This is a genomic window from Candidatus Pantoea bituminis (genome assembly GCF_018842675.1).
GTDB classification, from domain to species: Bacteria; Pseudomonadota; Gammaproteobacteria; order Enterobacterales; family Enterobacteriaceae; genus Pantoea; species Pantoea phytostimulans.
The window spans coordinates 2496252-2514735 of record NZ_JAGTWO010000004.1; the positions used below are offsets into that span (position 1 = coordinate 2496252).

Consider the following 18484-nt stretch of genomic DNA (forward strand, 5'->3'; position numbering starts at 1 on the left):
TAAAATAACGTCATGAGACTGGTACAACTTTCAAGGGAGTCATTGCATTTCCCACCGCCTGAAATGGCCTTGCGCGAACCGAACGGCTTGCTGGCAATGGGTGGCGATCTCTCCCCTGCTCGTTTACTGAATGCGTATCAACGTGGAATTTTTCCCTGGTTTTCGCCCGGCGATCCTATCTTATGGTGGTCGCCCGATCCTCGTGCCGTGCTACTGCCTGAGTATTTTCATCTCAGTCGCAGCATGAAGCGTTTCCACAAGCAGTCACCTTATCGTGTGACCATGAACGAGTCTTTCGCCGACGTTCTTGAAGGCTGCGCTACTGGACGTGAGGAAGGTACCTGGATTACTTTCGAAGTTAAACGCGCCTGGTTGCGATTATATGAACTCGGCCATGCGCATTCGATTGAAGTCTGGAATGGGCAACGTTTAGTCGGCGGCATGTATGGTTTAGCGTTAGGCCAAATATTCTGCGGCGAGTCGATGTTTAGTCGTCAGGAGAATGCCTCGAAAACCGCACTCTGGGTATTTTGCCAACACTTCGTAAAACACCAGGGGCGTTTGGTGGATTGTCAGGTACTTAACCCGCATACTGCGTCTTTAGGTGCGAGGGAAATCCCCCGTGTAGATTATCTGCAATATGTGCAAAGCCTTGCGTGGCAACCGGTCAGCGAAGGCTGCTGGCGTACGCAAACCCTTTTTTAAACCTACACAGATGTTTTGCACACATAAAGCGGTAAAAGTGATATAATAATCGAGTTTGGTATGTCGTCCGCGCTTCATAGTAGTAAGCCGGAATTGCCAGGCTGGGAATCTCAACGCACTCTCGGAACTGTTCAATCGTGCGCGTGTAACCGGTTGATACAGATTCTTAGCCCGCTAACTCCCCGCAGACGTCACATAAAACACCCGAATTTAACCGAGATGCTCGCGTTATAACGCGAAGCACGGCGAAGCGTTGGCAAAATCGTCGACGGTTCTTTACATAAATCGTTGAATTGGGCATTATCTTGCCGGTTCAACTGAAAGGTAGTACACCCAGAGGATTCGATGGCCAAAGAAGACAATATTGAAATGCAAGGTACCGTACTGGATACGTTACCTAACACCATGTTCCGCGTAGAACTTGAGAACGGACACGTGGTTACCGCTCATATCTCCGGTAAAATGCGCAAAAACTACATCCGCATCCTGACGGGCGACAAAGTGACTGTCGAGTTGACCCCGTACGACCTGAGCAAAGGCCGCATTGTCTTCCGTAGTCGCTAAGCTGCTCTCATCGCGCTGCTGAATAATATCAGCAAGCAAAAAAAGGCCGGATTCTCATCCGGCCTTTTCTCTATCTGACATCCGTGATTAATGCACAGTGCCCTCTGTTTTACGTTTTTCCGCACTCAGGAAATGATAGGTTAGCTGGCCTTTTTCTTTATCCAGTCCAACTGATACCGATCCACCATCCACCAGCGAACCAAACAGCAGTTCGTTAGCCAACGGTTTCTTCAGGCTTTCCTGAACGGTACGCGCCATCGGACGTGCACCCATCGCTTTGTCATAGCCTTTCTCAGCCAGCCAATCGCGCGCTTCATCACTGACTTCCAGCGACACACCTTTCGCATCCAACTGCGCTTGCAGCTCGACAATAAACTTGTCGACCACCTGATGAATCACCTCTGGAGACAAGTGACGGAACCAAATGATGTTGTCGAGGCGGTTACGAAACTCTGGCGTAAAGATCTTTTTGATCTCTTCCATTGCATCGGTGCTGTTGTCTTGATGAATCAGGCCGATAGATTTACGTTCCGTTTCACGCACACCGGCGTTTGTCGTCATCACCAGCACGACATTACGGAAGTCCGCTTTACGCCCGTTGTTGTCCGTTAGCATGCCGTTATCCATGACCTGTAACAGCAGGTTAAAGACATCGGGGTGCGCTTTCTCAATTTCATCCAGCAGCACAACGGCATGAGGATGTTTGATTACCGCATCGGTCAGCAAACCACCTTGATCAAAACCAACGTAGCCCGGAGGCGCACCAATCAAACGGCTAACGGTATGACGCTCCATATACTCGGACATATCGAAACGCAGCAGCTCAATGCCCAACGCTTTTGCCAGTTGAACCGTGACTTCGGTTTTACCCACGCCCGTTGGGCCCGCAAACAAGAACGAACCAACCGGTTTACGATCCTGGCCCAAACCCGCCCGGCTCATTTTGATCGCTTCAGTCAGGGCTTCAATCGCATTGTCCTGACCAAATACCAGCATTTTCAAGCGGTCACCCAGATTTTTAAGCGTATCGCGATCGCTTGCTGAAACGCTTTTCTCTGGGATACGCGCAATACGCGCCACCACTGATTCTATATCAGCCACATTGACCGTTTTCTTGCGCTTGCTGGCCGGCATCAGTCGAGCGCGAGCGCCCGCTTCGTCGATAACGTCAATCGCTTTATCCGGCAAATGACGATCGTTGATATATTTCACCGCCAGCTCTACCGCTGCACGCACCGCTTTCGCGGTATAACGCACATCGTGATGCGCTTCGTATTTCGGTTTCAGGCCATTCAGAATCTGAACGGTTTCATCCAGCGACGGTTCAGTGATATCAATTTTCTGGAAGCGACGTGCTAAAGCACGATCCTTCTCGAAGATGTTACTGAATTCCTGATAAGTCGTTGAACCCATAACGCGAATCTTGCCGCTGGAAAGCAGCGGTTTGATGAGGTTAGCAGCATCAACCTGGCCACCTGACGCCGCGCCCGCACCAATAATGGTGTGGATTTCATCGATGAACAGAATACTGCTGTTGTCCTGCTCAAGCTGTTTCAACAACGCTTTGAAACGCTTCTCGAAGTCGCCACGATATTTAGTGCCTGCCAGCAGTGAACCAATATCTAAAGAGTAAATGGTGCAATCTTTCATCACTTCCGGCACGTCGCCCTGAACAATACGCCAGGCGAGACCTTCAGCAATAGCGGTTTTACCGACACCCGATTCTCCCACCAGCAGCGGGTTATTTTTACGACGGCGGCATAAAACCTGAACGGTACGCTCAAGCTCCTTGTCCCGACCAATCAGCGGATCGATTCCGCCGACGCGAGCAAGCTGATTGAGATTGGTGGTGAAGTTTTCCATACGATCCTCCCCGCCTGCTTGCTCTTCGTTAACCGGATTTTCTGCATTCGGCGCATGGCCGGGTTCGTCTTTACGCGTACCGTGAGAAATGAAGTTCACCACATCAAGGCGGCTGACTTCGTGTTTGCGCAGCAGGTAAGCCGCTTGCGACTCCTGCTCACTAAAAATGGCAACCAGCACATTAGCACCGGAGACTTCGCTTCGGCCTGATGACTGGACATGGAAAACCGCACGCTGTAACACACGCTGGAAGCTGAGCGTAGGTTGCGTATCACGCTCCTCTTCACTGGCAGGCAGCACAGGTGTGGTTTGTTCGATGAAGGCTTCGAGCTCCTGCCGGAGAGCCACAATATCCACCGTACAGGCTTCCAGTGCCTCTCTGGCCGACGGGTTACTGAGCAGCGCCAGTAACAGATGCTCGACGGTCATAAATTCATGACGGTGCTCACGCGCTCTGGCGAAAGCCATATTTAAACTGAGTTCCAGTTCTTGATTGAGCATTAGGCACCTCCCCCAATTATCGCTCTGACGACCTGTTTCCTATATGGAGACGGGATCAGGCTTTTTCCAGCGTACACAGCAAAGGATGATGATTTTCCCGCGCATAGTTGTTCACCTGGGCCGCTTTGGTTTCGGCGACTTCTGCAGTAAATACACCACAGATCGCTTTACCGTGGTAGTGAACTTTCAACATCAGCTGCGTTGCACGTTCAACATCATAAGAAAAGAACTTTTGCACTACGTCAATAACAAATTCCATAGGTGTATAATCGTCATTATTCAGAATGACTTTATACATTGAAGGCGGCTTTAACCCTTCGCGTACTTTGTCTTCGGCCAGATGTTCAAAATTAAGCCAGTCGTTATTGTTTGCCATAATGATCCGTTGAGATTCCGCACATCATTCATAAACCCATTGCAGTTCATATTTAGAGTTTAACACGCTTGTCAAGCTATCAGCCGATGATGGAAATTTAGCCGAAAAAAGCCTCCGCGACCTGTATCACAAAATTCGCAATAGCGTTAACTACCTCAAATTTTAGTGATTTTCTCCTGCACAGTCCGGCGCTTTGCTTGACGCCAGTGCCCGTTTCTCTACATTCTACGGACACAAGCTGATTGAGTTTTAATCAAACTCGACTCACAGCTTAAATGACCTCACCTACTTAATAAAATGTCTTGCGAGGGAAGTAAAAGCATGGAGACGGGTACAGTTAAATGGTTCAATAACGCCAAAGGCTTCGGCTTTATCTGTCCAATCGGGGGCGGCGAAGACATCTTCGCGCACTACTCAACGATTAAGATGGATGGTTACAGAACACTTAAAGCCGGCCAACAAGTTCAGTTTGACGTCCATCAAGGTCCGAAAGGCAATCATGCCAGTCTTATCGTGCCAGTAGAAGCGCAGGCTGTAGCCTGACGTTTATCCCCATTCTGAACATTCCCTAAAAAAATGCCAGCCCATGCCGCTGGCATTTTTTTGTTACCTTTCTAATCTGCTTTACCCTGCGCCAGCCAAATCACCCGTGAAAACATCTGGCGCATCAGCGTTGGAATAGCCTCGGGGCCGCGCTCGGCCGCCGCCATCGCCACGGCAATTGCCAGTTCCGGTTTCGACGCATGATGAAGAGCTTGGGTAATAATACGCCTTGCATTCATGGGCGCGTTTAACGGCAGGTGCGCCATCTGATGGTAAACTTCATCGAACCCTTGTTTATAAAGGAAATTTTCCATATCCAGCGCGGGAAGCTGGGTAAGATGATGTGATTCCTCGTCCCCTCCTGCAATTGGCTGCGCGTTGTAGCTGCATATTTATTGCCGGCATCATCACCATCGGTTAACACATGCCAGGCAATGCCCATGCGGCGGGCAAATTTGAGTAAAGGCTTTAATCCTGACTGAGCAAACTCAATCACTTTTACCCCTTCTGCGGCAAAGTGATGACCGCATTGCTGCGCCAGTTCATTGATAATCCACACTTCGGTTTCGCCTTCCACCAGCAACCAGCAGCGGGCAAACAGGGCAGACGGACGATTAACGCGAATATGAAACCCAATGCGCCGGCTATCTTCCGCACTCAATCCTTCCGGGCCGATACGCCACGCAGCGACCCGCGACGGCTCTCGTACCAGCCGACACACATTCTCAATCGGCACCTGTGAAAGCAGCTCAGCTGAATTGGTGGTCGTGATTTTTGCAGCGGCAGCAACATCAGTAAATTCCATGCCACTGACAACATAATCGGATGAAGTCGCGTTTCGGGATCTTCTATCAGCAACAGCGGTCGTGCGCCAATAGCCAGCGGCTCACTGCCCTGCGCCTGTATCAGCAGCGTAAACATACGCAGTAAAATCAGCTGGCGACTGCGCGAATCCGTTCCCGATATCAGTTTATTCAGCCTATCCAGCGAGCGCCATCCTTGCATGCCATCACGCGCTTGCGGATCAATGCGGCGCGCTTCACTGGCATCTTTGGGATGCTGCACCAAAAATAGTGCTCCATCAGTTGTTGCATGGTTTGCAAACCTTGACGCAGCACCTCATCGCTCAGCGTTTGCGGCTGCGTCACCAGATCTCGCGTGAGCGTATCAAGCTCCATCGCTAACTGGTTCAAGGTGGCGGTGCGCGTATCGTTATTGCTTTCGCTATCCCGCCTGCGACGACTAAAACGCGCATCACGCAATCGCAGCACCGGATACCTGTGCAGCAGATGGCGAATAGCCGCTCCCGTCCCCTCTTCTGGTAACACGTTGCCCTGCTGATCGACAAAGCGCCGTGTTGTGCTGACATGGCCATCACGCAGCTTCGCCCGCGTACTGTAATAGAGCCAACGTTGCCCTTGTGCGTCCCTTTGCCAGAACGGCGTAAGCAGCGCGTCTTGATCGCTGTGGTCATCACGGAAATGGAACACAATCTGCAGACGTCGTCGCTGATCGTTAACGTCGCCTGGCGTAAAGTAAAAGTCAGCAGGCGTAAACTGATAATCTTCCGTTTGCGGTGACAATAACAGTGTAAGTGCGTCCAGTAGACTCGATTTGCCCCAGGCGTTTTCACCGATTAACAGGTTGGTGGGTGTCAGCGGCAAGGAAAGCTGACTGATGCCGCGAAAACCGCGAATATCGATATGTTGCAGAATCATACGTGGCTCATCCTCTTATTAACCGAAGCATGGTTGGCGAACGCAAACCGGTCAAGCCACTCTCTCTACAGGGTTTACTCTTAGCGCCTTTTTCGCTAGCGTGTCGCCACTTTCGCACGGATGGCTTAAATAATTATGTATTCCGGACTTCTGATTATTCTTGTTCCACTGGTCGTGGGCTGGCTGTTACCTCTGCATAAAACCGCAATTCTACGTGCAGTTAATCGCTTACTGAGCTGGATGGTGTATGTCATCTTGTTCTTCATGGGCATCAGTTTGGCGTTTCTTGATAACCTTAGCCGCAATCTGCTCACGGTATTTCACACCGCCGCAGTCGCCGCAGTTTGCATCATGTTATGCAATCTACTGGCATTGCTCTGGCTGGAAAAACGCTTGCCGTGGCAACACGCTCACAAACAGGAAAAATTGCCGTCGCGGCTGCATATGGCGCTGGAATCACTCAAGCTGTGCGGCGTAGTCATCGTGGGATTTTTATTAGGCCTGACACAGTGGAACTTTCTTCATCACGCCTCTGCAGCCAGTGAATACGCATTAATTTTCTTGCTGTTTTTAGTGGGAATACAGTTGCGTGGCAGCGGCATGACGCTGCGCCAAATTATCCTGAATCGCCGCGGCATGATTGTCGCCAGCGTCGTGTTAGTGAGTGCGTTGATTGGCGGTATGATTGCGGCGCTGCTGTTGGGTTTACCGTTAAAAACCGGTTTGGCAATGGCCAGCGGATTTGGCTGGTATTCGCTGTCCGGTATTTTAATGACCGAAGCGTTTGGCCCGGTCATTGGCAGCGCAGCGTTCTTCAATGACCTGTTACGCGAACTGATTGCTATTATGTTGATCCCGGCCTTAATTGCCCGTCATCGTTCCAGTGCATTGGGTTTATGTGGCGCCACCTCAATGGATTTCACCCTGCCGGTGTTGCAACGCGCAGGCGGCATGGAAATTGTTCCCGCCGCGATAGTGCATGGTTTTGTCATGAGCCTGCTGGCCCCTATTCTCATCGCCCTGTTCTCCGCTTAACGCCCTGAGCCGAAACGCAGCGCATTTTTTCACGGCTGCGTTTCGATAACCTCGTCTAAGCTTCTTTTTTGCGCTTTCGGTTGTGCCATCGCCAGGATGGCCAATCACCAAAAGGAGAAGATGATGAAACAAACCATTGCGGCGCTGCTCGCAAAAACCCTTGAGAATGCAGGCGTCAAACGCATTTGGGGCGTGACCGGTGATTCGCTTAACGGTCTGAGTGACAGCTTAAATCGCATGGGAACCATTGAATGGATGCCAACCCGCCATGAAGAAGTTGCTGCGTTTGCCGCAGGCGCAGAAGCGCACGTGACCGGTGAGCTGGCAGTCTGCGCGGGTTCTTGTGGTCCCGGCAATTTGCATCTGATTAACGGCTTGTTTGATTGTCATCGTAACCATGTTCCGGTATTAGCCATTGCCGCACATATTCCTTCCAGCGAGATCGGTAGCGGCTATTTTCAGGAAACGCACCCACAAGAGCTGTTTCGCGAATGCAGCCATTACTGCGAACTGGTTTCTAATCCAGAGCAATTACCTCAGGTCTTAGGCATCGCGATGCGTAAAGCGATCCTGAATCGCGGCGTGTCGGTGGTGGTCATTCCTGGCGATGTTGCGCTGAAGTTAGCGCCAGAAACGGCGAGCGCGGCGTGGTATCCGCCACAGCTTCCACACATCCAACCGCAAGCTGCAGAGTTAGCGCGTCTGGTTCAAACCCTAAACGAAGCCAGTAATATTACTTTGCTTTGCGGGAGTGGCGTTGCAGGTGCGCATAAAGAAGTGGTTGAGCTGGCCGCGACGCTAAAAGCGCCTATCGTTCATGCGCTGCGCGGCAAAGAACACATTGAATATGACAATCCTTACGATGTCGGCATGACCGGGCTTATCGGATTCTCATCAGGTTTCCACGCGATGATGAATGCCGACACGCTGGTGCTGCTCGGAACGCAATTTCCCTATCGCGCTTTCTACCCGGAAAAAGCCAAAATTATCCAACTGGATATCAATCCCGGTAGCCTTGGCGCGCACTGTCGCGTGGATCAAGCTTACATCGGCGATGTGAAAACCACCCTGCAGGCGATATTGCCGCAGCTGATGGATAAAACCGATCGTCAGCATCTCGACAGCGCATTGAAACATTATGTTGAGGCACGCAAAGATCTCGACGATCTCGCCAATGCCAACGACAAGCAAGCCATTCATCCGCAATATCTTGCTCAGCAGATTAGCCACTACGCCAACGATGACGCTATTTTCACTTGCGACGTGGGTACACCCACCGTCTGGGCTGCGCGTTATTTGAAGATGAACGGGAAGCGTCGTTTACTGGGCTCGTTCAACCACGGATCAATGGCAAACGCCATGCCGCAGGCCTTGGGCGCGCAGGCCATCGATCGCGATCGTCAGGTGGTCGCGCTGTGTGGTGACGGCGGTTTCAGTATGTTGATGGGGGATTTCCTTACGGTGGCGCAGTTGAAGTTGCCGGTAAAACTGGTGATTTTCAACAACAGCGTGCTGGGTTTTGTCGCGATGGAGATGAAGGCCGGCGGTTATTTAACCGATGGCACAGAGTTAGACAATCCTGACTTCGCCGCTATTGCGCAAGCCTGTGGCATTAAAGGTATCCGCGTAGAAAAAGCGTCTGATCTGAATGGCGCGCTGGAACAGGCGTTTTCCCACGATGGCCCGGTGCTAATTGACGTTATCACCGCCAAAGAGGAGTTGGCGATGCCGCCACAAATCAAAATGGAGCAGGCCAAGGGTTTCAGTCTTTACATGCTGCGGGCCATTCTGAATGGTCGCGGCGATGAAGTGGTTGAACTGGCGAAAACCAACTGGTTGCGGTAAAACCATAGAACTTCGCAAGCGGGCGCCATGCCCGCTTTTTTATTAATCAGGAAAGTTCAGGAGCGCAACGTGATCGATTTACGCAGTGATACCGTTACCCGGCCTAGTGCCGCGATGTTGCAAGCGATGATGACGGCAGAGACCGGCGATGACGTCTATCGTGATGATCCTACGGTTAATGCACTGGAAGCTGAAGCTGCGCACTTGAGCGGCAAAGCTGCCGCGCTGTTCTTTCCAACCGGTACCCAAGCGAATCTGGTCGCGCTGCTCAGCCATTGCGAGCGCGGCGATGAATATATCGTGGGCCAGCAAGCGCATAACTACAAATATGAAGCGGGCGGCGCTGCTGTACTTGGCAGTATTCAGCCGCAGCCGATCTTAGCCGCCGCTGATGGCACATTGCCGTTGGCGTCTATTGCTGCTGCAATCAAGCCTGATGACATTCATTTTGCACGTACTCGCCTGCTCAGTCTGGAAAATACCCATCATGGTAAAGTGCTGCCGCTGGCTTATCTGGCTGAAGCTTTTGCCTTTACCCGCCAACACCAACTGGGGCTGCATATTGATGGCGCACGTATTTTCAACGCCGTTGTTGCTCAAAAGGTCACGCTGGAAGCCATCGCACGCTATTGCGATAGCCTGACCATTTGCCTTTCTAAAGGGTTGGGTACGCCAGTGGGATCGCTGTTATGTGGCGATGAAGCCTACATTGAGCGTGCACGCCGTTGGCGTAAAATGACCGGTGGCGGCATGCGCCAGGCCGGTATTCTGGCGGCTGCCGGTTTGTATGCGCTGCAACATAACGTGACGCGTTTACAAGAGGATCACGACAACGCCGCATGGCTGGGACAACAGCTGCATGAAATTGGCGTTGAGGTCGTTGATCAGCAAACCAATATGCTGTTTGTCCGTGTACCTGCGGAACAGGTTGAACCGCTCAAGGCGTGGATGAAGGCGCGTGATGTGCTGATTAGCGTCGGCCCAGCAACACGTTTGGTGACGCATATTGATGTTGACCGTGCGGCGCTGGAACAGGTTGTCACGCACTGGAAAGCCTTTTTACAGCAGTAACAGCGTGCTATTCCGCCGCGCCATATTTTTCCAGTAGCGCGGCGGCAATCGCTGCGGTTTCTGCATCCGGTAGTCCGCGATAATCAGTTGGCCGAAAGTGCATCTGAAAGGCGGCGATCAGATTTTGCTGCTGAGGTAGCGTCATCTCTGGCGTCACCGCGTAACCGTAGCGCTGCAGCAATTCCATCACCTGTGCCGTTGGCACCGGCGTCTGCGCGGCTTTTCCGGCTAAATAAACCTGCACACGATCGGCATCTGGCCACGCGCCAATACCTTGCTGCGCCAGTTGCTGCCAAGGGAAACAGGGGCCCGGATCCTGTTTGCGCTGCGAAGCGATATCGCTGTGCCCGACAATATTCTCAGGCGCGATGCCGTAACGCTGCGCCACGTCTTTCACTAGTGCGCTTAGCGATGCGATTTGCGCCGGGGTAAAAGCTTGCCATTCGCGCCCGGTTAGCGTGCGTCGATAACCACTGTTCACCAGTTCGATACCCACTGACGTATCGTTGATGCGCGTAGCACCACGCCAAAAGCTGGGGCCAGCATGCCAGGCTAAATCACGCTCGGGAACTAACTGCCAGATAATGCCTTTGCCCTCGCGTTGTGGCGGCTGGCGCGGGATAAGGTAATGCGCACTGACCTGATTATCGGTCAAAGTAGCGAGTGAAGATGAGAAGTCTTCGGCGGTGTAGTGAATCACAATCACCTTGATACGCGGGCGCGCACCTTGAGCCGGATGGCGTAAATCGGCCCAGTAACCCTTACGTGATTCCACGCCAGACTGGCAGCCAGACAATAGGATCGCTGCCAGTATTAGTATCCATTTTTTCAACTAACGATGACCGCCGTGCCGCTTACACTCACCATCAACATGCTGCTGTCTTTGCCGACGGTTTCGTAATCGATATCAATCCCCACTACTGCATTAGCGCCTAATGCTTTTGCCTGTTCTTGCAGTTCTTTGAACGCGATTTCTCGCGCCTTACGTAACTCTTTCTCATAGGCGCCCGAGCGACCGCCGACGATGTCGCGAATACCGGCAAAAAAGTCACGGAAAATATTAGCGCCCAAAATCGCTTCACCCGTTACAACGCCACAATATTCGGTAATGCGGTGCCCTTCTAGCGTAGGCGTGGTAGACAATTTCATCGTGTTCTCCTTCTCTGAAAACCAGACTAAAACCTTAACAAAGCGGACTAAGGCTCTTTCGACTAAAAAGCACGGCTATACTCTATGCTAAAAATGGCGCTTTGCCAGAGAACAATAAGGAAATCGAGATGAGAAACAAAGCCTTTGCGCTGTTGATCCCTGCGGCAGTGCTGCTTAGCGCCTGTACCACGGTTGAGCCGGTCATCAAGGATAATGGCCCACGTACAGCGTCCTGCGCTGAGGGCGGTCCTGATAGCGTTGCCCAGCAGTTTTATGACCTGCGCGTTGCCCAGCCTACGCAGGGTTTGCCTGACAGCAGCACGCTGGCAAAATATCGTCCCTATCTAAGCGATCACCTTTATCAAACGTTACTTGCCGCCAACGGCAACACCAAAAATGGCGCATGGCGCAACGGCGATCTCTTCTCCAGCCTGGCGCAAGGTCCAACGGTAGCCAGCGTAGCGGACGCCTCCACTATTCCTAACAGCGATGCGCATAATATTCCTTTGCGTGTTGATCTGAGCCGTGACGGTAAACAATGGCAGGATGAAGTATTGATGATCCGTGAAGGCACCTGCTGGGTCGTTGACGACATACGTTATGCGGCCAACTGGTCACATCCGGGTAGCGGCACGCTGGGTCAGACGCTGGAGTACGAGAAGAAGTAATACATTATTTTTCAGGTATTTAGATAGAAAAAGCGTACTGCAGCAATGTGGTGCGCTTTTAGTTTCAGTTCAAGGATAAACACGCAACCCAGCCAAACGTGAAGGGGAAAGGCGCGATATTGTGCTACGCTTTTAGGGTTTTGCTGCTGTTTCATAAATTTTAACCCACCTCAATTGCATAACTATTCTGAGGACGTTAAAATCTACGACACTAATAGCTATTCATATTTGGCGCATGAGTATTCAACTAAACGCAATTAACTGCTTCTACGGTGCTCATCAGGCGCTGTTTGACATCAACCTGGAATGCCCGCAGGGCGAAACGCTGGTGCTGCTCGGTCCGAGCGGCGCAGGCAAAAGTTCTCTGCTGCGCGTACTGAACTTGCTGGAGCATCCGCGCTCTGGCCATTTGCAGATCGCCGGAAACCAGTTCGATTTCAGCAAAAAGCCCTCTGACGCGGCAATTCGCGAACTTCGCCAAAATGTCGGCATGGTTTTTCAGCAATATAATCTTTGGCCGCACCTCACTGTGTTGCAAAACCTGATTGAAGCGCCCTGCCGTGTCTTGGGTTTAAGCAAAGCGGATGCAAAAGCACGCGCCGACAAACTGTTGGATCGCCTGCGCTTAACGCCTTATAGCGATCGCTTCCCGCTGCATCTTTCCGGCGGTCAGCAACAGCGCGTCGCTATTGCGCGTGCGTTGATGATGGAACCTCAGGTATTGCTATTCGATGAGCCTACCGCCGCGCTCGATCCCGAAATCACCGCCCAGATTGTCAGCATTATTCGCGAGCTGGCGCAGACCCAAATTACCCAAGTAATCGTTACCCATGAAGTGGAAGTGGCACGTAAAACTGCCAGCCGCGTGGTTTACATGGAGAACGGTCATATTGTGGAACAGGGCGACGCCAGCCGATTTACACAGCCGCAAACCGAAGCGTTTGCCAACTACCTTTCGCACTAAGTCAGGATGCTAAAAATGAAAAAAGTTGTACTTGCTGCACTGCTTGCTGGATTGAGCCTGAGCGCATCAGCCGCTCAAACGATTCGCTTCGCCACTGAAGCCTCTTATCCTCCGTTTGAGTTTGTTGATTCAGACAACAAAATTCAGGGCTTCGATGTCGATCTGGCTAACGCACTGTGTAAAGAGATCGACGCAACCTGTACTTTCACCAATCAGGCCTTTGACAGTTTAATCCCAAGCCTGAAATTCCGTCGTTTTGATGCCGTTATGGCCGGCATGGATATCACGCCAGAGCGTGAAAAGCAGGTTCTGTTCAGCAAGCCTTATTACGATAACTCTGCGCTGTTTGTTGCGCAGAAAGGCAAGGTGGCTGATGTGGCAGCACTGAAAGGCAAACGTGTTGGGGTTCAGAATGGCACCACGCACCAGAAATATTTGACCGAAAAACACAGTGAAATTACCACCGTACCTTACGACAGCTACCAGAACGCGATTCTTGACCTGAAAAATGGCCGTATCGATGCCGTATTTGGTGATACCGCAGTGGTAAACGAATGGCTGAAGCAGAACACTGCGCTGGCACCTGTCGGTGAAAAAGTCACGGACAAAGCCTATTTCGGTACCGGTTTGGGTATCGCAGTACGCATGGGTAACAGCGAGCTGCAGACTAAATTCAACGCCGCGTTGGATAAAGTCAAAGCAGACGGCACTTACAAAACCATCTACAGCAAATGGTTCCAACAGTAATTTTCAATGAATGAAATGATTCCACTCGCAAGCGCCGCCGGTATGACCGTCGGCCTTGCCGTTTGTGCTCTCATCGCTGGCCTGGTGCTGGCGATGATTTTTGCTGGCTGGGAATCGGTGCGCTGGAAACCGCTGGCGTGGCTCGGTACAGGTTTAGTCACGTTGATCCGCGGCCTGCCGGAAATTCTGGTGGTGCTGTTTATTTATTTCGGCGCCTCGCAGCTGCTGCTGATCTTATCTGACGGCTTTACCCTCAATTTCGGCCTGTTCCAGTTGCCGATACAGATGCAGATCGAAAACTTCGACGTCAGCCCCTTCCTGTGTGGCGTGATTGCCTTGGCGATGCTTTATGCCGCTTATGCATCCCAAACCCTGCGCGGCGCATTAAAAGCGGTGCCGGTGGGACAATGGGAGTCGGGTCAGGCGCTGGGCATGAAGAAATCAGCCATATTTTTCGTCTGATTATGCCGCAGATGTGGCGGCACGCCTTGCCAGGCTTAGGCAACCAATGGCTGGTATTGCTGAAAGATACGGCGCTGGTATCGTTGATTAGCGTAAATGACCTGATGCTGCAAACCAAAAGCATTGCGACCCGCACTCAAGAGCCGTTTACCTGGTTTTTAGTGGCGGCGGCTATTTATCTGGTTATTACGTTGTTCAGCCAGGCGGTATTACGCCGCATTGAATTACGCACTACCCGTTTTGAGCGGGGAAACAGCTGATGCTTGAGTATCTACCCGAATTAATGAAAGGGCTGCATACCAGCCTGACACTGACTATGGCCTCGCTGATCGTGGCGCTGGTGCTGTCATTGCTGTTCACCGTGGTGCTGTCACTGAAAATGCCGCTGCTTACACCGCTGGTAAAATGTTTTATTACGCTGTTTACCGGCACGCCGCTGCTCGTACAAATATTCTTGATCTATTACGGTCCCGGCCAGTTCCCGAGCATTCAACAGATTCCCTGGTTGTGGCATCTGCTGTCACAACCGTGGCTGTGTGCCATGTTGGCACTGTCACTAAACAGTGCGGCTTATACCACGCAGCTTTTTTATGGTGCTGTGCGTGCCATCCCTGCTGGTCAATGGCAATCCTGTGCTGCGCTTGGGATGAACCGCAAAGACACGCTGCGCATCCTGCTGCCTTACGCCTTTAAACGCGCCCTCTCATCCTATTCCAATGAAGTGGTGCTGGTGTTTAAAGGCACCTCCCTGGCTTATACCATTACGCTGATGGAAGTGATGGGACACGGACAATTGCTGTACGGACGCACCTACGATGTCACCGTGTTCGCGGCGGCGGGTCTGGTTTATCTGTGCGTCAACGGTTTACTCACTTTGATGATGCGTCTGATCGAAAAGCGCGCGCTGGCATTTGAGCGCCGAAACTGATATTTAGGCGAGAATTCTCGCCTTTTTCACTTATTTACTCACAGATATTGCATAAAGATTCATTTAGTGGCATCTTGTAACGCGTCCAAACGCTGTGCTAATGACGTTTTACAGGAGCCGTATCATGAAAAAATGGATTGTTGCCGCTGCACTGGCAACCCTGGCAATGAATGCCCACGCTGCGGAGAAAATCCGTTTTGCCTCTTCGGCAACCTATCCCCCTTTTGAATCTCTGGATCGTGAAAATCAGCTTGTCGGCTTCGATATCGATTTGGCTAAAGCGTTATGCCAGCAGATGAAAGCAGACTGTACGTTTACCAATAACGCTTTTGACAGCTTGATTCCGTCGTTGAAATTCCGTCGTTACGATGCGGTGATCTCCGGCATGGACATCACGCCCGATCGCAGTAAACAGGTCGATTTCACGCAGCCTTATTACGCTAACTCCGCCATCGTTATTGCTCGCAAAGGCAAATTCAACGATTTCAGCCAGCTGAAAGGCAAGCGCATTGGCGTAGAGAACGGCACCACGCATCAGAAATTCTTGCAGGATAAACATCCTGAAGTCGTGATGGTGGCCTATGACAGCTACCAGAACGCAATTCTGGATATGAAAAACGGTCGTCTGGATGGCGTGTTTGGCGACAGCGCAGTGGTTAATCAGTGGTTAAAAACCAATAACGATCTCGCTACCGTGGGTGAACATGTCACCGATACCGATTACTTTGGCACCGGTTTAGGTATCGCAGTACGCAAAGGTAACGAAGAGTTACGCGAGAAGTTGAATAGCGCACTGGCTGAAATGAAAGCTAATGGCAGCTGGCAGCAGCTCAATCAGAAGTGGTTCCCCGAATAAGTATTATGGGCCAGCAAGGTCATTGTCTGACCGGTTCTGCACTGTCCTCAGTTCAGATAATTGCTACGCTGGCCCACCCTCGTTCATCAATCGTTCGGCAACCGCTAAAACCTGACAAAGCAGAGTTGCGGCAGGCGTGCGTTCAACGCTTATAGAAAAAGACGCGGCTGCTGACAGGCAGGAAAAGCAGCATCAGCACCACAACGTCCGGTAGCTTCTGCAACAGCGTATGGTGGATAATCTGCGCATTACTCTCGCCGCTAATACTGAATATTTCTGGGTAGATCCATCCCATTGAAGCCATCAGCATATAAAACAACACAATCACCTGTGTCCCGACATATCCCCAACGTCCGCGATTGCTGCCCCGCATCAACGTAAACGCGCAGCGTAGCTCAAACAGAAAAATCAGTTGGCTGGCAATAAAGATAAATGTGGAATCCCAGGCTTGGGCGCTGCGATGAACAAAATTAACGATTTCGGCGTAACCCAGTTCGTTAGCTAGCATCAATACGCTAAGGCAACGCGTAACGATAATAGCAATCCCTGCGACCGATACCGCCACGGGTGCTTCTGGTAAAACCGGGCGGTGTTTGAGGGTTTCCGACATGTTCCGTGCTCCGTACGCCATTGAAAATGGGCTGGAAAACCAGCCCATTCTTATAGTGGCAAAGCTTACGAGTTTCAGCCACGTTTAGCTTTCTGAATATCGCTTAAACGTTGTTTTTCTGTATGCGCCATGAAGCGCCAGGCGATAAAGCCAACCAAACCGACAATGAACAGGATCAGCGAGGCCAGTGCATTAATTTCCGGGTTCACACCACGGCGCACGGTGGCGAAAATTGCCATGGGTAGCGTGGTCGCGCCTGGCCCGGTGACAAAACTGGAAATCACCAGATCATCAAGCGATAGCGTAAACGCCAGCAGCCAGCCCGTCACCAGCGCGGGTGCAATCATCGGCACGGTAATCACGAAGAACACTTTCAGCGGCGTTGCGCCCAAGTCCATCGCCGCTTCTTCAATGGAGCGATCCAGTTCACGCAGGCGCGAATTGATCACCACCGCCACATAGGCGGTACAAAACGTGACGTGCGCCAGCCAGATAGTTAACATGCCGCGCTCACTCGGCCAGCCGATGGCATTGCCAATCGCGACAAACAGCAACAGCAGCGATAACCCGGTAATCACATCCGGCATAACCAGTGGCGCTGTCAGCATAAAGGCAAAACCGTTGTGACCGCGGAAATGACCGAAGCGCACAATGATCACTGCCGCCAGCGTGCCCAATACCACCGCCATGCTGGCCGATAATCCCGCGATGCTTAAACTCAGCAGCACCGCATCAATCATCGCATCATCCTGAAACAGCACGCTGTACCAGTGAAACGAAAAACCTTCCCACACCGTGACCAGCTGCGAGCTGTTGAATGAATAAATCACCAACAGCAGCATCGGCGCATAAAGAAACAGGAAACAGCACGCCAAAATGGCGGTGCGCCAGGGCGAGCGGATCGTTGGCAGATTATTCATCCCTTCTCTCCCATTTCACGATTTTGATGCTTGTGGAACCAGATGATAGGCAGAATCAGTATCAGCAGAATAATCACCGCCAACGCAGATGCGACTGGCCAATCGCGGTTATTAAAGAACTCTTGCCACAAGATACGACCAATCATGATGCTGTCAGGCCCGCCAAGCAGCTCAGGAATCACGTATTCTCCGACCGCCGGAATAAATACCAACATCGAACCGGCAATAATCCCACCTTTGGTTAGCGGCACAATCACCTTGAAGAAAGTTTTCAGCGGACGCGCACCCAAATCCAACGACGCTTCCACCAGCGAATAATCGATGCGGGTTAATGCGGTATAGATAGGCAGCACCATAAACGGCAAATAGCAGTAAACAATGCCGATATAAACCGCAGTGTTGGTGTAAAGGATCACCAGCGGATGGTCGATCACGCCCAGCCACAGCAAGAAGCGGTTCAAAATACCGTTGTTGTTAAGGAGCCCCATCCAGGCATAAACACGCACCAGAAATGAGGTCCACGACGGCAGAATCACCAGCAGCAGCAAAATGGTGCGCATTGAGGGCTTACTGTGCGCCACCGCCCACGCCAGCGGATAACCAATCAACAGACAGATCACCGTGGAGATCGCCGCCACTTTCAAAGATTGCAAATAGGCGTCGATATACAGCGGATCATCAGTAAGTTGCAGATAGTTGGCAAAATTAAGAATCAGGCTGAACTGATCGTCGGCCCAGCTGATTAAATCGGTATACGGCGGAATGGCGCGAGCGATATCCGCGAAGCTGATTTTCAGCACGATCAGGAAAGGCAGCAGGAAAAACAGCACCAGCCAAATATAAGGCAATGCAATGACCAGCTTGCGGCCATGTTGCATTTTGATGCGCGTTACCCAGCGCTGCAGCGGCGTACCAACCAATTTGGCGGGCGCTTTGCTGCGTTGAAAAATCTGGCTCAT

General features: G+C 51.6%; 19 protein-coding genes and 2 pseudogenes. 12 read left to right on the forward strand and 9 right to left on the reverse strand.

What is annotated here, in order from left to right:
* Nucleotides 1-12: 12 nt before the first annotated feature.
* Both aat and infA read left to right on the forward strand, forming a co-directional pair.
* A complete protein-coding gene (gene aat, locus KQP84_RS15520; RefSeq protein WP_215847204.1) occupies nt 13-705 on the forward strand; it encodes a leucyl/phenylalanyl-tRNA--protein transferase in 693 nt (230 codons plus the stop codon).
* A gap of 345 nt (nt 706-1050) precedes the next feature.
* Nucleotides 1051-1269, forward strand: coding sequence for a translation initiation factor IF-1 (gene infA, locus KQP84_RS15525; protein ID WP_002211347.1), 219 nt, complete (start codon nt 1051-1053; stop codon nt 1267-1269).
* Nucleotides 1270-1356: 87 nt separating this feature from the next.
* Here infA and clpA read toward each other — a convergent pair whose 3' ends face one another.
* Complete coding sequence (clpA, locus tag KQP84_RS15530) at nt 1357-3633, reverse strand: ATP-dependent Clp protease ATP-binding subunit ClpA (protein ID WP_215847205.1); 2277 nt, start codon at nt 3631-3633, stop codon at nt 1357-1359.
* A gap of 55 nt (nt 3634-3688) precedes the next feature.
* A complete protein-coding gene (gene clpS, locus KQP84_RS15535) occupies nt 3689-4009 on the reverse strand; it encodes an ATP-dependent Clp protease adapter ClpS (protein WP_215847206.1) in 321 nt (106 codons plus the stop codon).
* Nucleotides 4010-4330: 321 nt separating this feature from the next.
* Between clpS and cspD the strand changes: the two genes are divergently transcribed.
* Nucleotides 4331-4552 (forward strand): cold shock-like protein CspD, encoded by a 222-nt coding sequence (gene cspD, locus KQP84_RS15540; RefSeq protein ID WP_193403324.1) that lies wholly within the window; start codon nt 4331-4333, stop codon nt 4550-4552.
* Between the two features lie 71 nt (nt 4553-4623).
* Here cspD and KQP84_RS15545 read toward each other — a convergent pair.
* A pseudogene (locus KQP84_RS15545) lies at nt 4624-6270 on the reverse strand (DUF2813 domain-containing protein).
* A gap of 135 nt (nt 6271-6405) precedes the next feature.
* Here KQP84_RS15545 and KQP84_RS15550 point away from each other — a divergent pair.
* From KQP84_RS15550 to ltaE, 3 genes are all read left to right on the forward strand, one after another.
* Nucleotides 6406-7305: a LysO family transporter gene (locus tag KQP84_RS15550; protein WP_215847207.1), complete on the forward strand. Its 900-nt coding sequence runs from the start codon at nt 6406-6408 to the stop codon at nt 7303-7305.
* Nucleotides 7306-7428: 123 nt separating this feature from the next.
* Nucleotides 7429-9150 carry a ubiquinone-dependent pyruvate dehydrogenase gene (poxB, locus tag KQP84_RS15555; RefSeq protein WP_215848307.1) on the forward strand — a complete coding sequence of 574 codons (1722 nt, stop codon included), beginning with the start codon at nt 7429-7431 and terminating at the stop codon, nt 9148-9150.
* 69 nt (nt 9151-9219) lie between these two features.
* On the forward strand, nt 9220-10221 hold the full coding sequence (ltaE, locus tag KQP84_RS15560; RefSeq protein WP_215847208.1) for a low-specificity L-threonine aldolase: 1002 nt from the start codon (nt 9220-9222) through the stop codon (nt 10219-10221).
* A gap of 7 nt (nt 10222-10228) precedes the next feature.
* On the opposite strand, the gene KQP84_RS15565 is transcribed toward ltaE, so the two are convergent.
* Together KQP84_RS15565 and KQP84_RS15570 are read right to left on the reverse strand one after the other, a co-directional pair.
* Nucleotides 10229-11053 carry an N-acetylmuramoyl-L-alanine amidase gene (locus KQP84_RS15565; protein ID WP_215847209.1) on the reverse strand — a complete coding sequence of 275 codons (825 nt, stop codon included), beginning with the start codon at nt 11051-11053 and terminating at the stop codon, nt 10229-10231.
* On the reverse strand, nt 11050-11370 hold the full coding sequence (locus KQP84_RS15570; RefSeq protein ID WP_215847210.1) for a heavy metal-binding domain-containing protein: 321 nt from the start codon (nt 11368-11370) through the stop codon (nt 11050-11052). Before KQP84_RS15570 ends, KQP84_RS15565 begins: the two co-directional genes overlap by 4 nt.
* Before the next feature lie 128 nt (nt 11371-11498).
* Between KQP84_RS15570 and KQP84_RS15575 the strand changes: the two genes are divergently transcribed.
* A complete protein-coding gene (locus KQP84_RS15575; protein WP_215847211.1) occupies nt 11499-12038 on the forward strand; it encodes a lipoprotein in 540 nt (179 codons plus the stop codon).
* 11 nt (nt 12039-12049) lie between these two features.
* On the opposite strand, the gene KQP84_RS15580 is transcribed toward KQP84_RS15575, so the two are convergent.
* On the reverse strand, nt 12050-12193 hold the full coding sequence (locus tag KQP84_RS15580; RefSeq protein ID WP_215847212.1) for a hypothetical protein: 144 nt from the start codon (nt 12191-12193) through the stop codon (nt 12050-12052).
* 80 nt (nt 12194-12273) lie between these two features.
* On the opposite strand from KQP84_RS15580, the gene artP reads away from it, so the two are divergent.
* From artP to artJ (KQP84_RS15605), 5 genes and pseudogenes are all read left to right on the forward strand, one after another.
* Nucleotides 12274-13002 (forward strand): arginine ABC transporter ATP-binding protein ArtP, encoded by a 729-nt coding sequence (artP, locus tag KQP84_RS15585; protein WP_215847213.1) that lies wholly within the window; start codon nt 12274-12276, stop codon nt 13000-13002.
* 15 nt (nt 13003-13017) lie between these two features.
* Nucleotides 13018-13749, forward strand: coding sequence for an arginine ABC transporter substrate-binding protein (gene artJ / locus KQP84_RS15590; RefSeq protein WP_215847214.1), 732 nt, complete (start codon nt 13018-13020; stop codon nt 13747-13749).
* Nucleotides 13750-13755: 6 nt separating this feature from the next.
* A pseudogene (artQ, locus tag KQP84_RS15595) lies at nt 13756-14471 on the forward strand (arginine ABC transporter permease ArtQ).
* Complete coding sequence (gene artM / locus KQP84_RS15600; protein WP_215847215.1) at nt 14471-15139, forward strand: arginine ABC transporter permease ArtM; 669 nt, start codon at nt 14471-14473, stop codon at nt 15137-15139. The pseudogene artQ and the gene artM overlap by 1 nt, the downstream one beginning before the upstream one ends.
* A gap of 124 nt (nt 15140-15263) precedes the next feature.
* On the forward strand, nt 15264-15995 hold the full coding sequence (gene artJ, locus KQP84_RS15605; RefSeq protein WP_215847216.1) for an arginine ABC transporter substrate-binding protein: 732 nt from the start codon (nt 15264-15266) through the stop codon (nt 15993-15995).
* Nucleotides 15996-16137: 142 nt separating this feature from the next.
* Here the strand turns inward: artJ (KQP84_RS15605) and KQP84_RS15610 are convergent, their stop codons facing one another.
* The 3 genes from KQP84_RS15610 to potH all read right to left on the reverse strand — a co-directional run bounded on the left by KQP84_RS15610 (nt 16138) and on the right by potH (nt 18484).
* The gene (locus KQP84_RS15610; protein WP_215847217.1) at nt 16138-16605 is read right to left on the reverse strand and encodes a YbjO family protein; all 468 of its coding nucleotides are present in this window, start codon (nt 16603-16605) and stop codon (nt 16138-16140) included.
* A 74-nt stretch (nt 16606-16679) separates the two neighbouring features.
* Complete coding sequence (gene potI / locus KQP84_RS15615; RefSeq protein ID WP_215847218.1) at nt 16680-17525, reverse strand: putrescine ABC transporter permease PotI; 846 nt, start codon at nt 17523-17525, stop codon at nt 16680-16682.
* Nucleotides 17522-18484 (reverse strand): putrescine ABC transporter permease PotH, encoded by a 963-nt coding sequence (gene potH, locus KQP84_RS15620; protein WP_215847219.1) that lies wholly within the window; start codon nt 18482-18484, stop codon nt 17522-17524. Before potH ends, potI begins: the two co-directional genes overlap by 4 nt.

Coding starts and splice junctions, on each gene's coding strand:
- poxB (WP_215848307.1), top strand. CDS start 7,429: ATGAAACAAACCATTGCGGCGCTGCTCGCAAAAACCCTTGAGAATGCA.
- potI (WP_215847218.1), bottom strand. CDS start 17,525: ATGAATAATCTGCCAACGATCCGCTCGCCCTGGCGCACCGCCATTTTG.
- KQP84_RS15570 (WP_215847210.1), bottom strand. CDS start 11,370: ATGAAATTGTCTACCACGCCTACGCTAGAAGGGCACCGCATTACCGAA.
- KQP84_RS15580 (WP_215847212.1), bottom strand. CDS start 12,193: ATGAAACAGCAGCAAAACCCTAAAAGCGTAGCACAATATCGCGCCTTT.
- KQP84_RS15550 (WP_215847207.1), top strand. CDS start 6,406: ATGTATTCCGGACTTCTGATTATTCTTGTTCCACTGGTCGTGGGCTGG.
- clpA (WP_215847205.1), bottom strand. CDS start 3,633: ATGCTCAATCAAGAACTGGAACTCAGTTTAAATATGGCTTTCGCCAGA.
- potH (WP_215847219.1), bottom strand. CDS start 18,484: ATGAGCCAGATTTTTCAACGCAGCAAAGCGCCCGCCAAATTGGTTGGT.
- KQP84_RS15575 (WP_215847211.1), top strand. CDS start 11,499: ATGAGAAACAAAGCCTTTGCGCTGTTGATCCCTGCGGCAGTGCTGCTT.
- clpS (WP_215847206.1), bottom strand. CDS start 4,009: ATGGCAAACAATAACGACTGGCTTAATTTTGAACATCTGGCCGAAGAC.
- cspD (WP_193403324.1), top strand. CDS start 4,331: ATGGAGACGGGTACAGTTAAATGGTTCAATAACGCCAAAGGCTTCGGC.
- aat (WP_215847204.1), top strand. CDS start 13: ATGAGACTGGTACAACTTTCAAGGGAGTCATTGCATTTCCCACCGCCT.
- KQP84_RS15610 (WP_215847217.1), bottom strand. CDS start 16,605: ATGTCGGAAACCCTCAAACACCGCCCGGTTTTACCAGAAGCACCCGTG.
- artM (WP_215847215.1), top strand. CDS start 14,471: ATGCTTGAGTATCTACCCGAATTAATGAAAGGGCTGCATACCAGCCTG.
- artJ (WP_215847216.1), top strand. CDS start 15,264: ATGAAAAAATGGATTGTTGCCGCTGCACTGGCAACCCTGGCAATGAAT.
- infA (WP_002211347.1), top strand. CDS start 1,051: ATGGCCAAAGAAGACAATATTGAAATGCAAGGTACCGTACTGGATACG.
- artP (WP_215847213.1), top strand. CDS start 12,274: ATGAGTATTCAACTAAACGCAATTAACTGCTTCTACGGTGCTCATCAG.
- artJ (WP_215847214.1), top strand. CDS start 13,018: ATGAAAAAAGTTGTACTTGCTGCACTGCTTGCTGGATTGAGCCTGAGC.